Here is a 14,868-nt window from a genome sequence, read left to right as displayed (position 1 = left end):
TGACAGGGCCCGCCGCCCTGTTGTATGCTGAAAAAAATGACGAGAGGAGGCCCAAACCATGGCCGCCACCATCCTGATTGCCGAGGACGACGCCGACATCCGCAACTTGCTGCGGCTGTACCTGGAAAGTGAGGGCTACACCGTGCTGGAAGCCGCCGACGGGGAGGCAGCGTTGTCCGCCGCCCTGACCCAGTGCCCCGACGCCGCCATCCTGGACGTGATGATGCCCCGGATGAACGGGTACGAGCTGACCCGGGCCCTGCGCCGCACCAGCGACATCCCCATCCTGATCCTGTCCGCCAAGAGCCAGGACAACGACAAGATCCTGGGGCTGAACCTGGGGGCGGACGATTACATTGCCAAGCCCTTCAACCCCATGGAGGTGGTGGCCCGGCTGAAGGCCCATCTGCGTCGGGCGGGGGGCACCCGCCGGGAGGCCCTGACCGTGGGCGAGCTGACCCTGGACACCGCCGCCATGCAGCTGTACAAGGCGGGGCAGCCCATTGCCCTGACCCCCACCGAGTACAAGATCCTGGCCCAGCTCATGCGGGCGCCGGGGCGCATCTTTACCAAGGTCCAGCTGTACGAGGGCATTGCGGGGGAATTTTTTGAGAGCAACGACAACACCATGATGGTGCACATCTCCAAACTGCGGGAAAAGATCGAGGACGACCCCAGGAACCCGCGGTACATTGTGACCATCCGGGGATTGGGGTACAAGATTGAAGCGTAAGGAAGACCGGCTGTTCTCCCTGCTGGTGAAGAACTATCTGCTCTTCACCCTGGTCCTGCTGCTGTTGGCCGGCGGCATCTACTGGGTGTGGGACCGGCAGTTCGAGCGGCTGCTGACCCCGGTGGACTGGGACGCCCTGCTGTGGGACCCTGCCCTGGAGCAGGGGCGGTACGAAGAGCTGGACGGATACCTCCACGGGACGGGCAACGGCTTTGCGGTGCTGGATGCCGCCGGCGCCGAGCTCTACCGGGCCGGGGATGCCCCCGCCCCCCTGACTGCCGGAGAGCTGGCCTGCGTGGCCGACTACCACGGCGGGGAATACCTGGAAGCCTTTCCCGAGGCGGAGGGCGGTCCGGTGCGGTACCGGGTGCTGCGCGCCCGACTGCGGGAGGACGGCACCGCCGAGATCACCGGGGATATGGCCCTGGACGCCGACTACAAGGTGCTGTCCGGGGCGCTGGACCCCGGCAAGACCGCCTACACACCCCGGGAGTATGCCATTTTGTCCGGGACCTACCCCGCCCACGGCACCCTCTACCGGGCGGACCTGGCCGACGGGCGGGTGATGCTCTTCTGCATGGCCCCCCTGAACGAGGAAGCCCTGGCCCGGGTGTCCGACCGGGGCTGGGTCATCTGGCTGGCGGCCCTGCCCCTGTACGCCCTGGCCCTGGCCTTCTTCATCGGGCGGCTGGGGCGGCGGATCCGCCCGCCTCTGGAACGGCTGCGGGCCGCCCTGGACGCCCAGGCCCGGGGCACCCCCCAGCCGGTGGGCGACTGCGGCGGGGTACAGGAGCTGCAGCGCATCGGCCGCAGTCTGGACGAGCTCTCCGCCCGACTGGCCGAGAGCGAGCGGGAGCGGGAACATCTGGACCGGGAACGGCAGCGGATGATCGCCAACATCTCCCACGACCTGAAGACCCCGGTGACCGTCATTGCGGGGTATGTGGACGCCCTGGCCGACGGCAAGGTGCCCCCGGCGGAGCAGGAGCGGTACCTGGCCGCCATCCGCACCCGCACCGAGGCCCTGACCCGCCTGATCAACGCCTTCCATGAATACAGCAAGGTGGACCATCCCCAGTTCGGGCTGCAGCGGCGGGAGCTGGACCTGTGCGAGTACCTGCGGGAATACCTGGCCAACCAGTACGACACCATCCGGCTGGCGGGCTTCACCCTGGAAGTGTCCATCCCCGAAACGCCCTGCCCCTGCTCCCTGGACCCCTTCCAGTTCGGCAGGGCGCTGGACAACCTGATCGGCAACGCCCTGCGGTACAACCGTCTGGGCACCCTGCTCACCGTGACCCTGGCCGTGGAACCCGGGTGGGCGGTGCTGACGGTGGCGGACAACGGGGAGGGCATCCCTCCCGACCGGGCCGCCGCCATCTTTGAGCCCTTTGTGGTGGGCAGCGACGCCCGCACCGGGGGCGGCAGCGGGCTGGGGCTTTCCATCACCCGCCGCCTGGTGGAGCTCCACGGAGGCACCATCACCCTGGACAACCACCCCGGCGAGGGCGCCGCCTTTCTCATCCGGCTGCCCCTGCCTTCCTGATCTTTCTGCTGCCTGCCCTGCCGGGGCGGAAAAGCCATGGCTTTTCCGCCCCGGCTTTTTGTCTTTCTTTAGAAATCTTAAGGTTGCCTTGAGGAAGAACCAAGGTTACCCCTGTATACTCAGTCCCAGAAAGACAGACGGAGGTGAACCATATGAACAATCCCTGCCCCCGAAAGCGCCCCCTCATCGAGGTGCGCTCCATCCGCAAGGAGTACCCTTTGGGGGATGAGACGGTGGTGGCTTTGAAAAACATCGACCTGAACATCATGCGGGGGGAGATCTGCTGCATCTTCGGCACCTCCGGTTCGGGCAAAAGCACCTTTCTGAACCAGCTGGCCGGGATGGAAAAGCCCACCCGGGGCCTGGTGTCCATCGGCGGGGTGCCCATCTCCCGCCTGAACGAAAACCAGCTGGCGGCTTTCCGCCAGCGGCACATCGGCTTTGTGTTCCAGGCCTACAACCTGCTGCCCAACCTCACCGCCACCGAGAACGTGGCCCTGCCCCTGATGTTCCGCGGCGTGCCCCGCAAGGAGCGGGAGGAGGCCGCCCGCCAGATGCTCTGCCGGGTGGGGCTTTCCCACCGGCTGGACCACTTTCCCCGCCAGATGTCCGGCGGCCAGCAGCAGCGCGCCGGCATTGCCCGGGCTTTCATCGCCCGGCCGGACGTGGTCTTTGCGGACGAACCCACCGGCAACCTGGATTCCAAGACCACCGTGGAGATCATGGAGATGATCTGCACCTTTGCCCGCCGCTATCACCAGACCATCATCCTGGTCACCCACGACCCGGAGATGGCTGCCTACGCCGACCGCATCGTGCGGCTCATTGACGGGGAGATCGTCAGCGACGAGACCCGGCGCCGCCCATAAGATAAAAGGAGGATGCTCCATGTTGTTTGCCCGCCAATCCGCCGCCCTGCTGCTGGCCCTGACCCTGACCGCCGGGGCTGCCCTGCCCGCCTTTGCGGAGGAAGCGCCCGCCCCTCTGCCCGCACCGCCCGCCGCCGGGGCCGCTGCGGAACCCGCCCCCGCAGACCCCAACTTCCTGACCCTGAACTACACCGCCGGACGGGATGTGATCCGCCGGGGGGACAAAACCGACCTGTCCGTCACCGTGAAGGACACCGCCCTGCTCACCCGGGATTTTGTCCAGAGTGACTACGATTTCAGCAAGCTGCTGGACAGCTTTTCCGCCTGCACCCCCACGGTGGAGGTGCTCTCCCAGGAAGAGGAGCCCCTGACCCTGCGGCTGACCTGCGCCGGGGTGACCTACAGCGGCACCGGCCGGGACCTGAAGCTGAGCATCGCCCGCAAGGGCAGCGGCAATCCCCAGACCCTGGCCCTCACCGTGACCCAGGCGGAGGAGTATGTGGCCCCCACCCCGGCGCCCACCCCCGAACCGGTCCAGCCCAAGGAGCAGGCCGCCCCGCCGGTGCTGGTGACCCGGTCGGCCCTGGCCAAGCCCCTGGGGGCCAACGAGGCCGCCGACATCGTGGTGACCATCCAGAACGCCGGCAGCACCAAGATGATCAAGCCCCTGGCCTCCTTCTCCGCCTCCGAGTCCCTGCTCATCGCCAACGACGTGAGCAACGTGGTGCTGCCGGACATCGAACCGGGCAAGAGCACCACCGTGGCCCTGCGGATCCAGGCGGCCAAGGAGATCACCAGCGGGTCCCAGTCCCTGCAGGTGGACCTGAAATACGGCTATGAGAGTGCCGGCCAGACGCTGCAGGCCACCTCCTCCGACAAGCTGAACCTGTCCGCCGCCCCCACCGTCACCCCCGGTCCCGGCACCGACAGCGCCACCCCCAACATCGTCATCCGGGATTTCAGCTACGGGGATGCCAACATTGCCGCCGGGTCCCGGTTCACCCTCTCCTTCAAGTTCCAGAACATGGGCCGGATGAAGGTGGAAAACGTGGTGGCCAGCATCGACGGGGGCGAGAACTTCGCCCTGGACGGCGGCACCAGCACCTTCTATTACGATTCGGTGGCCGCCAAGGGGGAGCAGAGCCAGACCGTGCCCCTGCAGGCCCTGCCCACCGCCAAGAGCGGCGCCCAGGCGGTGACCGTCTCCTTCAAGTATGAGTATGTGGACGGGGGCAAGCGCACTGCCGCCTCCTCCGAGGTGAAGGTGGCCGTGCCGGTGGTGCAGAAGGACCGGTTCCAGGTCAATGCCCCCCTGCTGCCCGAAAGCTGCACCGTGGGCGAGGAATGCGTCCTCACCCTGAACTACGTCAACCGGGGCAAGACCGAAGTCTCCAACGTGGAAGCCGTGGTGGAGGGCGACGGGGTGGACGTGGCCGCCCGCAACCAGTTCGTGGGCAACATCGCCGCCGGGGCCACCGGCAGCATCGGCTTTGCCCTGACCCCCAACCAGGCCGGCCCGGTGAAGGTGACCCTGAAGGTCAGCTATGAGGACCCCAACCTGGAATCCCGTACCCTGGAGTTCCCGGTGGAGCTCACCGCCGCCGAAGGCGCCGACGATGCCGACCTGGGCATGGACGTGCCCGAAGCAGCCGAGGAGGGCTTCAAGTTCCCCTGGCCGGTGCTGCTGGTCATTCCCGCCGGCGGGCTGATTGCCGGGGCGGTGGTGCTGATCCGCCGCCGGACCCTGGCCAACACGGAGGAAGGCTCCGACTGGGACAAGGCCCGTGACCCGGACGACTGGGGCACCGGCGCCTGGGACAACACCGCCTGGAACGACGACGACCAGGAGGACTGACCCATGAAACACGAAGACCTGCTGCGGGTCTGCCTGCAGAACCTGCTGCGGCGCAAGTCCCGCACCATCCTGACCGTGCTGGGTGTGCTCATCGGCTGCTGTTCCATCGTCATCATGGTGTCTCTGGGCATCGGGATGAAGGAAAGCCAGGAAAAGCTGCTGGCCGAGCTGGGGGACCTGACCATCATCACGGTCACCGCCCCCCAGAAAGGCCACGGCAAGAAAAAGCTGGACGACAAGCTGCTGAAAACCATCCGGGAGCTGGACGGGGTGGAGGGGGTGACCCCCAAGCTGGGGTTTGACGCCTACACCTGCCGGCTGCTGGCAGGTCCGGGCAACCGGTATGTGGCCGACTGGTCCATGCTGGCCGGACTGGACACCGCCCAGATGGACAAGATGGGCTACCAGCTCACCGACGGCAACTACCCCGCCGCCCAGGGGGAGGTGGCGCTGGGCCAGTACTTTGCCTACAACTTCCGGGATACCCTGCGCCCGGAAGGGGCCAACACCATCAACCGGTGGGACAGCGGCATGGACGAGGACGGCCGGCTGCTGCCGCCCCCCGACGCCTACTTTGACCCCCTGAAGCAGCCCCTGACCCTGGAGGTGACCGGGGCCGACGGCAGCACTTTCAAAGTGCCCCTGAAACCGGTGGGCGCCGTGAAGGAGGACAACGCCAAAGGCTACGAGACCTCCGACGGGGTGATGATGAGCGTGGCCGACCTGCAGGCCCTGCTCAAGCGGGCCGGGGGCGGCCGCACCACCCCCAACGCCAACGCTTCCGCCTATGATTCCATCCTGGTCAAGGTCAGCGGCATCAAGCAGGTGGACCCGGTGGAGACCGCCATCAAGAATTTGGGCTACTCCACCGAATCCATGGAAAGCATCCGCAAACCCATGGAAAAAGAAGCCCGCCAGAAACAGCTCATGCTGGGTGGTCTGGGGGCCATCTCCCTGATCGTGGCGGCCCTGGGCATCACCAATACCATGATCATGTCCATCTCCGAACGCACCAAGGAGATCGGCGTGATGAAGTCCCTGGGCTGTTACGTGTACGATATACGGGTGCTCTTCCTGGCCGAGGCCGGGGCCATCGGGTTCATCGGGGGCATCATCGGCTGCGTCATCAGCTTTGTGATCTCCCTCATCATCAACCTGGTGTCCCTGGGCCCCGACCCCGCCAACCTCCTGCCCGCCATCCTGGGCGGGGAGGGCATCACCCGGGTGTCGGTCATCCCGCCCTGGCTCTACCTCTTCGCGGCGGTGTTCTCCATCTTCATCGGGCTGGGCTCCGGCTACTACCCCGCCAACAAGGCGGTGCAGGTGCCTGCCCTGGAAGCCATCAAGAGCGACTGACCCCCTTATTTATGCCATTCTCTTATTCTTCTTTCTCTTTCCCTTCTCGCAAGGCGGCCGTGTCCCATGGCGGACACGGCCGCCTTTTTGATGCACGCTACCATTTTGCCCCCGGAAGGAGTATAATAGTGCCAGATAACTCTGGAAAAACGGCGGGGGGATTTTGTTTTGACGAGAAAACGGATTCTGACCTTCCTGTGGGTCAGCCTGATCTGTCTGGCCGCCTTGTGTGTGGCGGTGTTCGGGACCATTACCCGGGTCATGGTGGAACGCAGCGACCAGACCCTGACCCAGGTGGCCAACCTGTACATGGAGGAGATCAACGGACAGCTGCAGCGGCACTTTGATTCCCTGGTGGAGATGCAGCTGGCCCAGGTGGAGGGCATCACCCTGGCGGTGCCCCCCGCCAGGGTGGACACCATCGACGAGGCCGTCATCCGGTCCATGTCCACCGCCGCCCGGGCCCGGGATTTTGAATATCTGGCCCTGTACAACACCGAGGGCAAGGCGGATGTGCTCTACGGGGAGCCGGTGACCATCCGGGAGGAGGACGAGTTCCTGGCCTCCCTGAACCGGGGCGACCCCAAGGTGGTGATGGCCGATACCGCCGACGGCGAAGGTCTGCTGCTCTTCGGGGTGTCGGTGGGCTATCCCCTGTCCGAGGGCTACCCCATGCCGGACGGCAGCCAGTGCACCGCCCTGCTGGCCGGGGTGCCCCTGGACACCATCAACGATACCCTCTCCCTGAGCATCGACAACACCCTGATCTTTTCCCATATCATCGAGACCAACGGCCGTTTTGTGCTGAAAAACAACGACGAGATCCAGGCGGACAACTATTTCGACTGGCTGGAAAACCACAGCCGGTTTGACGGCATGACCACCCAGGAGGCGGTGGCCGAACTGAAGCAGGCCATTGCCGGCGGGCAGATGTTCAGCTTCGCCATGGTCACCGACGGCCAGCGGCGGCATGTGTACTGCTCGCCCCTGAACAACTCCGAATGGTACCTCATCACCGTCATGCCCTACGGCGCCCTGGACGAGGCGGTGGCCGACCTGAGCAGCTGGCAGCTGATGTGCACCCTGGTGGGCTGCGGGCTGCTGCTGGCCGCCACTTTGCTGGTCTTTTTCCTCTACTTCCGCATGTCCCGCCGCCAGCTGGCCGAGGTGGCCCGGGCCCAGCGGGAAGCGGAACACGCCAGCCGCGCCAAGAGCGAATTTCTCTCCAACATGAGCCACGACATCCGCACCCCCATGAACGCCATCGTGGGCATGACCGCCATTGCTGCCGCCAACGTGGAGGACCCCGACCGGGTGCGCTCCTGCCTGCGCAAGATCTCCCTGTCCAGCAAGCATCTTCTGGGACTCATCAACGACGTGCTGGACATGTCCAAGATCGAGAGCGGCAAGCTCACCCTGAACATTGACGCCATCAGCCTGCGGGAAACGGTGGACGGCATCGTGAGCATCCTCCAGCCCCAGATCAAGACCAAAAAGCAGACCTTTGACGTCTTTATCCAGAGCATCGGCCACGAGACCCTTTACTGTGACAGCGTGCGCCTGAACCAGGTGCTGCTGAACCTGCTTTCCAACGCCCTGAAATTCACCCCCGAGGGCGGGGCCGTGACCCTGACCGTCTCCCAGGAGCCTTCCCCCAAAGGGGAGGACTTCGTGCGCACCCACTTTATCGTCAAGGACAACGGCATCGGCATGTCGGAGGAATTCCAGAAGCGCATCTTCGACTCCTTTGCCCGGGAGGACAGCCGCCGGGTGCAGCGCACCGAGGGAAGCGGCCTGGGCATGGCCATCACCAAGTACATCGTGGACGAGATGCAGGGCACCATCACGGTGGAAAGCCAGCCGGACAAGGGCAGCACCTTCCATGTGACCCTGGACCTGGGCATCGCCCCCGACGAGGGCGAACCCCTGCAGCTGCCGCCCTGGGAGATGCTGGTGGTGGACGATGACGAACAGCTGTGCACCACCGCCGCCGAAAGCCTGCGCCAGATCGGGGTGCGGGCCGAGTGCGCCGGCAGCGGCGAGGAGGCCGTGGCCATGGCCGAAGCCCGCCACAAGGCCGGACACGACTACCATGTGGTGCTGCTGGACTGGAAGATGCCCCATATGGACGGTATCGAGACCGCCCGCCGCCTGCGGGCCGCCGTGGGGGACGGGGTGCCCATCCTGCTCATCTCCGCCTACGACTGGGGCGACATCGAGCAGGAAGCCCGGGCTGCGGGCATCACCGGATTTCTGGCCAAGCCCCTCTTCAAATCCACCCTGTACCACGGGCTGCTGCCCTTTGCCCAGGCGGAGGAGTCCGGCGCCCGGGCAGCCGGCGCCCCGGACAGCGCCCCTGACTTTACCGGTGTGCACCTGCTGGTGGCGGAGGACAACGAACTGAACTGGGAGATCGCCAACGAGCTGCTCAGCGCCCAGGGCTTCACCCTGGACTGGGCGGAGAACGGCAAGGCCTGCCTGGACAAGTTTTCCGCCGCCGCCCCCGGCACCTACGCCCTGATCCTCATGGACCTGCGCATGCCCGAGATGAACGGCTTTGAGGCCACCCGGGCCATCCGGGCCCTGGACCGCCCCGACGCCGGGATCATCCCCATCATCGCCATGACCGCCGACGCCTTCAGCGAGGACATCCAGAAATGTCTGGCCTGCGGCATGAATGCCCACATCGCCAAACCCCTGGACATGCGGGAGCTGCTGCGCCTGCTGCAGAAATACCTGCACCGGTAACGGATTTCCCCGCCCCGGACGGCCCCCGCCCGGGGCGGTTTTCTTGGAAAAGTGGCATGCCTTGCAAGCATACCATGGTATGCAATACAACTATTAGACATATCGCCACCGGGGTCGTATACTGGAAGCAGAAAGCCGGGTCCCGGGGCGGAAACGCTGCCCCGGCATCCCCGGCCGGGAACCGAAAGGACGGTATACCATGGAAGAACTGCATCTGAGCGGGGAATGGGACAAGACTTTTGCGAAAAGCGACAAGGTGGATCACGAAAAGATCACCTTTCACAACCGGTACGGCATCACCCTGGCGGCGGACCTCTACCGCCCCAAATATGCCGAAGGGAAACTGGCGGCCCTGGCGGTGTGCGGGCCCTTCGGCGCGGTGAAGGAACAGGCCTCCGGCCTGTACGCCCAGACCATGGCGGAGCGGGGGTTCCTGACCATGGCCTTTGACCCTTCCTTCACCGGGGAGAGCGGCGGCGAGCCCCGGTACATGGCCTCCCCGGACATCAACACCGAGGACTTCCAGGCGGCGGTGGACTGCCTGAGCACCCGGGCGGACGTGGACCCGGAGAAGATCGGCATCATCGGCATCTGCGGCTGGGGCGGTCTGGCCCTGAACACCGCTGCCCTGGACACCCGGGTGAAGGCCACGGTGGTGTCCACCATGTACGACATGGCCCGCATCAACGCCAAGGGCTACTTTGACGCCGAGGACAGCGAGCCCGCCCGCCACGAAAAGCGCAAGGCCCTGAACGCCCAGCGCACCGCCGACTACCGGGCAGGCACCTACGCCCTGGGCGGCGGGGTGGTGGACCCCCTGCCGGAGGATGCCCCCTTCTTTGTGAAGGACTACTACGACTACTACAAGACTCCCCGGGGCTACCATGCCCGGTCGCTGAACTCCAACGGCGGGTGGAATATCATCGGCTGCATGTCTTTTCTGAACCAGCCCATCCTGCAGTACAGCCACGAGATCCGCAGCGCCGTGCTCATCCTGCACGGGGAGAAGGCCCATTCCTGCTACATGGGCAAGGACGCCTTTGCCGCCATGATGCAGGGCAACCCCTGCCCGGAGAACAAGGAGCTGCTGCTCATCCCCGACGCGGTGCACACCGACCTGTACGACGGCGGCGGCAAGAACGCCATCCCCTTCCACAAGCTGGAAGAATTCTTCCGCACCTGGCTGAAATAACCGCTCTCCATACTTTTCCATAAAAAAGCAGCGGCCCCCGTTCGGGGACCGCTGTTTTTGCTTTTATTCCGTCACCATGGCGTACCGGGTCAGGACGCTGGCGCCGTAAGAGTCGTGGGTCAGCACCAGAAAACTGTCGTCTGCGGCACGGCCCAGGTAGGCGGACACCCGGTTTTCGGGGGAGGAGGCCCCCATGCCCGCCCCGGCCGTCTCCACCACCAGTTCGGGCAGGGTGCCCCCCGCCGCCAGCTGCCAGATGCCCTCCCCGTTCAGGAAGTAGAGGGTGCCGTCGGGCAGGCCGTCCATGGCCTCCACCGCCCCGCCGGGTACCTCCTCCAGCAGCGGGGTGTTGGTACCGGCATCCGGGTCGATGGCCCGCAGCTGGACCCCGTTGGCCCCATAGGTCATGTAGACATACCGGTTCCCGGCCCCGCACTGGGCAAAGATACCGCCCCGGGCGATCCATTCCCCTGCATTGTCTTTTTCTTCCTCCCAGTAGGAGTAAGCCTGCTCCCCCACCCCGGGCATTGTGGTGCAGCTGCCGGTGGCCGGGTCATACACCGCCAGGTCGGAGGGCAGCCCCAGCTCCGGGGTGGCGGGCAGAAAGGCCAGACGCCCGTCCCCCAGGAAGGCAGGCGCCGCTATCAGCTCCCAGTCGGGCAGCAGGTCGGAGACCTTCCACTGGGTGAGCTGGCCTTCCTTTCCCATCAGATAGGTGGTCCCGCCTTCGGTGCTCCACACCTTGTGCCCCACCCAGACCAGCCAGGTTCCGTCGGGGGAACACATGGCATACCGGATCTCTTCCTCCCTGTTCAGCCTCCCGGTCATCCAGCCCAGAGAGGCGGTGGTCCAGGTTTCGCCGCTGTCGGCGGATTGCAGCATCCGGTATTCGCCATTGCTTTTGTCGTACAGGCACAACTGCACCGTGCCGTCCGCTTTGCAGACGATCTCCCCCACGGCGGAAGCCCCCTGCAGGTCCACCGTCTGGGCTTCCCAGTGCCAGACGGCGGGGGCGGCGGTCTCGGCGGTGGCGGCGGGCGCTTCCGAAGGACCGCACCCGGCCAGCAGGGCAGCGGCCAGGGACAAGGCCAGCAATTTCAGGGATTTCATGGCGGTTCCTCCTTTTCGGTTTCGGTACTTTCATTCTACCCCGCCCGCCTTGAATTGTCCTTGAAAAAGGGGGAAAGTTTTTCAAGGTCTTTTCAAGATAAATCTGGTATACTGGAAATGAAGGAGGGGTTTGGTATGCGCATCCTGTTCATTGAGGACGACACCGCCCTGTGTGCCGCCCTGGCCCCGGCACTGGCCGGACTGGGCACGGCGGAATTCTGTCACACCGGACCGGAAGGTCTGGGGCTGCTGGCCAGCGGCGGGTATGACCTGTGCATCCTGGACCGGATGCTCCCGGGACTGGACGGGGTGACCCTGCTGCGGGCGGCCCGGGCCAAGGGGGTGCGTACCCCGGTGCTCATGCTCACCGCCCTGGCCGGTGCGGGGGACACGGTGGACGGGCTGGACGCGGGAGCGGACGACTACCTGGGCAAGCCCTTTGACACCCCGGTGCTGCTGGCCCGCCTGCGGGCCCTGCTGCGCCGCAGCGGGGGCACCGCTGCCCTGACGGCGGGAGACCTGCGGCTGGATACCGGGGAGCTGACCCTGACCGGTCCTGCGGGCAGCGCGGTGCTGTCCCGCAAGGAATGCGAACTGCTGGAAGCGCTGATGCGCGCCCCCGGACGGCTGCAGCCCCGCAGCGTGCTGCTGGCCCGGGTGTGGGGGCCTCTGGCCGAGGTGGAGGAGGCCAGCCTGGACTGCTACATCCATTTTGTGCGGCGGCGGCTGACCGGGGTGGGCAGCCGGGTCCGGGTGGTAACGGTGCGGGGCAGCGGCTACCGGCTGGAGGTGGGCCCATGGTAAAGACGCTGCACCGCCGCCTGACCCTGTTCTTTGTGCTGCTCACCCTGCCGGTGCTCACGGCGGCCCTGGCCGCCGGAGGCTGGCTGTACCGCCAGCAGCAGCGGGAGGCGGCGGACGCCCTGTTCCTGCACACCGCCCAGAGCCTGTGCGACAGCCTGACCCAGGCCCAGTCGGTGAAGGACAGCTGGCTGACCCAGCGGCAGCAGGCCGCAGGAGGGATCCTGGACCTGACCGACAACGGGACCCCCACCCTGTTTTCCCGGCAGAACCGGCAGTTCCCGGGGACGGCGGCGCTGCTGGACCTGGCCGCCGCCCAGGCCGCCGGGGCCGGACTGGACCCGGACCGGACAGACCGGGAGGGGAATATGGTGTTCCAGCTGGTGTCCTTCACCGTGACCGACACCGCCGGACGCTCCTGGCGGGGAGCGGCGGCGGTGCTGCCCCGGGGCGATGCCCACCGGCTGGAGCTGTTTCTGCTGCAGCCTGCGGGGCTGGCCTTCGGCCTGTGGCCGGCCCTGTTCCTGGCGGCCCTGTGGCTGGCGGGGACAGCCCTGCTGAGCGGGGCGGGCTGGCTGCTGGCCGGACGGATGGTCCGGCCGGTCCGGCAGGCGTGGCAGCACCAGAACGAGTTCATCGCGGCGGCGGGGCACGAGCTGCGCAGCCCCCTGGCGGTGATCAAGGCCAGCCTGACCGCCGCCGGGACCGCCGACGCGGCGCAGCGGGAGAGTTTTCTGGCCGCGGCCCGACGGGAAACCGACCGGCTGGCCCTGCTGACCGACGACCTGCTGATCCTGGCGGCGGGGGAAGCGGGCGCCCTTTCCCTGCACCCCGGGCCGGTGGCGCCGGACACCCTGTGCATTGAGGTGTACGAGCAGTTCTATCTGCTGGCCCGGGCCAAGGGACATCCCCTGACCCTGGACCTGCCCGACACCCCGGTTCCGCCCCTGACCACCGACGCTCCCCGGCTGACCCAGCTGCTGTCCATCCTGGTGCAGAACGCCCTGGACCACACCCCGCCGGGAACGCCGGTGACCCTTGCCCTGCAGACGACGGCAGGGCGGCGTTCCGCGGTGCGGTTCTCGGTGATCGACCACGGTCCCGGCATTCCCGACGCAGCCAAGGCGCAGGTCTTTCTCCGGTTTTACCGGGGGGATGAGAGCCGCACCCGCAAACAGAATTTCGGTCTGGGCCTGAGCGTGGCCCGGGAACTGGCCGCCCTGCTGGGGGCCGGCCTGACCCTGGAGGACACCCCGGGGAGCGGCGCCACCTTCACGGTGGAACTGCCGGCGGCCTAATCCGCCGGGTGCAGGGTGGACCAGGCCGCCACCCCCAGGATGAGCGCTCCGCCCGCCAGTTCCCGCAGGGTGGGCATCTCGCCCAGGAGCAGTGCGGCATAGGCGATGCCGTAGACCGTTTCCAGCCCGGAGACCAGCCCCGCCGTGCGGGCAGACACCCGTTTCTGGGCCGCCACATACAAAGAATGGGCCAGGGCGGTGCAGACAAATCCGATGAGGGCCACCCCTGCCAGATCGGCGGGGGTCCATACCGCCCGCACCAGGAAAAAGGCGGGCAGCAGCACCAGGGCCGCGGTGCCCTGCTCATACAGGCAGACCACCCGGGCCGGGTAGCCGGCGGACAGACGGCGGTTGCACAGGGTCAGCACCCCATAGGCCAGACTGGACACCATGCCCCAGGCAGCCCCCGCCCCGGCGCTGTCCGTCACCGAGAAGGAGGGCACCGTGATGAGCACCCCCGCCACCAGCACCGCCGGCACCGCCACCCGGCGCGCCAGCACCGCCGACAGCCCGAAGAGCATGACGGCCCCGTGCAGGGCCGCCAGACTGCGGGCATTCTGTTTCATATTCCTTCTCTCCTTCCAGCAAAAGTTCCCCCGGCGCCGGGTGTTTCCGGTGCCGGGGGATTTTTTGGCGGCCGCCGGCCCTCAGGGGCGGGTGCGGTCCTCCTCGGTACAATAAAAATCGGTCCACTGCCCGTGGTAGGTGCGGCAGGGCATGCCGGGGGTGGGTTTGCTGGGCAGGGTCCCCGCCCGCAGGGCTTCGGCGTCCCGGCGGTTTTTGCCGATGAAATCCGGGGTCACCGGGCAGGCGTGGTGGCATGGATAGATGGTTTCAAACCGGTCCGCCATGGCCTCCAGCTTTTTCTGGCTCTCGATGTAAAGGTGCAGGTCCCGGTGATCCCCGAACAGATAAATGGGTCCGCCATCCTGCACCGAATCGCCCGGAAAAAGCACTTTCCGGTCATAATCCGCAAAGGCCACGCTGCCCCGGGTGTGGCCCGGGATCTCGATGACATGCAGGTGCCAGCCGCCGCAGCGGAATTCATCCCCCTCCTGAAGCGGATGGAGTTCCGCTGCCGCCCGGACCAGTCCCCAGTCCTTCCGGTGGACCCAGGCCCGGGCAACATCCTCCAGGCCGCCGGCGTGGTCGGGGTCTGCGTGGGTCAGCAGCACCCGCACCGGCAGGGCGGTCAGGGTCCGCACCTTTTCCATCACATGGCTCTGGGCAAAGCCGGTGTCCAGCAGCAAGGCTTCCTCCCCGCCCAGCAGAAGGAATTGCCGCACCCGGCCATCATACAGTTCATACAGATCAGGACACAGAAGTTTTGTCTGCAGCATATGGGATTGCCTCCTTGGCA

At 66.4% G+C, this 14,868-nt stretch carries 12 protein-coding genes; 9 read left to right on the top strand and 3 right to left on the bottom strand.

Translation table 11 applies throughout. The annotated features are described in order from the left end of the window. Nucleotides 1-58: 58 nt before the first annotated feature. From AC127K_RS08025 to AC127K_RS07995, 7 genes are all read left to right on the top strand, one after another. Nucleotides 59-733, top strand: coding sequence for a response regulator transcription factor (locus AC127K_RS08025; RefSeq protein ID WP_294540986.1), 675 nt, complete (start codon nucleotides 59-61; stop codon nucleotides 731-733). Then, nucleotides 723-2,279: a sensor histidine kinase gene (locus AC127K_RS08020; protein WP_483720151.1), complete on the top strand. Its 1,557-nt coding sequence runs from the start codon at nucleotides 723-725 to the stop codon at nucleotides 2,277-2,279. The genes AC127K_RS08025 and AC127K_RS08020 overlap by 11 nt, the downstream gene beginning before the upstream one ends. A 152-nt stretch (nucleotides 2,280-2,431) precedes the next feature. Beyond that, complete coding sequence (locus AC127K_RS08015; protein ID WP_294540990.1) at nucleotides 2,432-3,148, top strand: ABC transporter ATP-binding protein; 717 nt, start codon at nucleotides 2,432-2,434, stop codon at nucleotides 3,146-3,148. 19 nt (nucleotides 3,149-3,167) lie between these two features. Next, nucleotides 3,168-5,003, top strand: a complete 1,836-nt coding sequence (locus AC127K_RS08010) for a COG1361 S-layer family protein (protein WP_483720150.1) — start codon at nucleotides 3,168-3,170, stop codon at nucleotides 5,001-5,003. 3 nt (nucleotides 5,004-5,006) lie between these two features. Further along, a complete protein-coding gene (locus AC127K_RS08005) occupies nucleotides 5,007-6,359 on the top strand; it encodes an ABC transporter permease (RefSeq protein ID WP_483720148.1) in 1,353 nt (450 codons plus the stop codon). Nucleotides 6,360-6,527: 168 nt separating this feature from the next. Continuing rightward, nucleotides 6,528-9,107: a response regulator gene (locus tag AC127K_RS08000; RefSeq protein ID WP_483720147.1), complete on the top strand. Its 2,580-nt coding sequence runs from the start codon at nucleotides 6,528-6,530 to the stop codon at nucleotides 9,105-9,107. Nucleotides 9,108-9,306: 199 nt separating this feature from the next. Continuing rightward, entirely contained in the window at nucleotides 9,307-10,299 is a 993-nt protein-coding gene (locus tag AC127K_RS07995) for an alpha/beta hydrolase (protein WP_483720146.1), read from the top strand. Between the two features lie 63 nt (nucleotides 10,300-10,362). Here the strand turns inward: AC127K_RS07995 and AC127K_RS07990 are convergent, their stop codons facing one another. After that, nucleotides 10,363-11,409, bottom strand: coding sequence for a hypothetical protein (locus tag AC127K_RS07990; RefSeq protein WP_483720145.1), 1,047 nt, complete (start codon nucleotides 11,407-11,409; stop codon nucleotides 10,363-10,365). 135 nt (nucleotides 11,410-11,544) lie between these two features. Here AC127K_RS07990 and AC127K_RS07985 point away from each other — a divergent pair, with 135 nt between their 5' ends. Then, nucleotides 11,545-12,213, top strand: coding sequence for a response regulator transcription factor (locus tag AC127K_RS07985; RefSeq protein WP_483720144.1), 669 nt, complete (start codon nucleotides 11,545-11,547; stop codon nucleotides 12,211-12,213). Next, the gene (locus AC127K_RS07980) at nucleotides 12,207-13,508 is read left to right on the top strand and encodes a sensor histidine kinase (RefSeq protein WP_483720143.1); all 1,302 of its coding nucleotides are present in this window, start codon (nucleotides 12,207-12,209) and stop codon (nucleotides 13,506-13,508) included. Before AC127K_RS07985 ends, AC127K_RS07980 begins: the two co-directional genes overlap by 7 nt. Here AC127K_RS07980 and AC127K_RS07975 read toward each other — a convergent pair. Then, complete coding sequence (locus AC127K_RS07975) at nucleotides 13,505-14,074, bottom strand: DMT family transporter (protein WP_483720142.1); 570 nt, start codon at nucleotides 14,072-14,074, stop codon at nucleotides 13,505-13,507. The two genes, AC127K_RS07980 and AC127K_RS07975, sit on opposite strands and share 4 nt — an antisense overlap. An 81-nt stretch (nucleotides 14,075-14,155) precedes the next feature. Then, complete coding sequence (locus AC127K_RS07970; RefSeq protein WP_483720141.1) at nucleotides 14,156-14,848, bottom strand: MBL fold metallo-hydrolase; 693 nt, start codon at nucleotides 14,846-14,848, stop codon at nucleotides 14,156-14,158. Between the last annotated feature and the right edge of the window lie 20 nt (nucleotides 14,849-14,868).

The sequence above is a fragment of the Subdoligranulum sp. DSM 23681 genome (genome assembly GCF_057005535.1).
The sequence above is the reverse complement of the archived record's forward strand: the minus strand, read 5'-3'. Positions and strand labels throughout refer to the sequence as shown.

Bases quoted from the DNA above. Each gene is read 5' to 3' on its own strand.
- AC127K_RS08025 (WP_294540986.1), top strand. From the start codon at position 59: ATGGCCGCCACCATCCTGATTGCCGAGGACGACGCCGACATCCGCAAC.
- AC127K_RS08015 (WP_294540990.1), top strand. From the start codon at position 2,432: ATGAACAATCCCTGCCCCCGAAAGCGCCCCCTCATCGAGGTGCGCTCC.
- AC127K_RS08010 (WP_483720150.1), top strand. From the start codon at position 3,168: ATGTTGTTTGCCCGCCAATCCGCCGCCCTGCTGCTGGCCCTGACCCTG.
- AC127K_RS08005 (WP_483720148.1), top strand. From the start codon at position 5,007: ATGAAACACGAAGACCTGCTGCGGGTCTGCCTGCAGAACCTGCTGCGG.
- AC127K_RS07995 (WP_483720146.1), top strand. From the start codon at position 9,307: ATGGAAGAACTGCATCTGAGCGGGGAATGGGACAAGACTTTTGCGAAA.
- AC127K_RS07990 (WP_483720145.1), bottom strand. From the start codon at position 11,409: ATGAAATCCCTGAAATTGCTGGCCTTGTCCCTGGCCGCTGCCCTGCTG.
- AC127K_RS07985 (WP_483720144.1), top strand. From the start codon at position 11,545: ATGCGCATCCTGTTCATTGAGGACGACACCGCCCTGTGTGCCGCCCTG.
- AC127K_RS07980 (WP_483720143.1), top strand. From the start codon at position 12,207: ATGGTAAAGACGCTGCACCGCCGCCTGACCCTGTTCTTTGTGCTGCTC.
- AC127K_RS07975 (WP_483720142.1), bottom strand. From the start codon at position 14,074: ATGAAACAGAATGCCCGCAGTCTGGCGGCCCTGCACGGGGCCGTCATG.
- AC127K_RS07970 (WP_483720141.1), bottom strand. From the start codon at position 14,848: ATGCTGCAGACAAAACTTCTGTGTCCTGATCTGTATGAACTGTATGAT.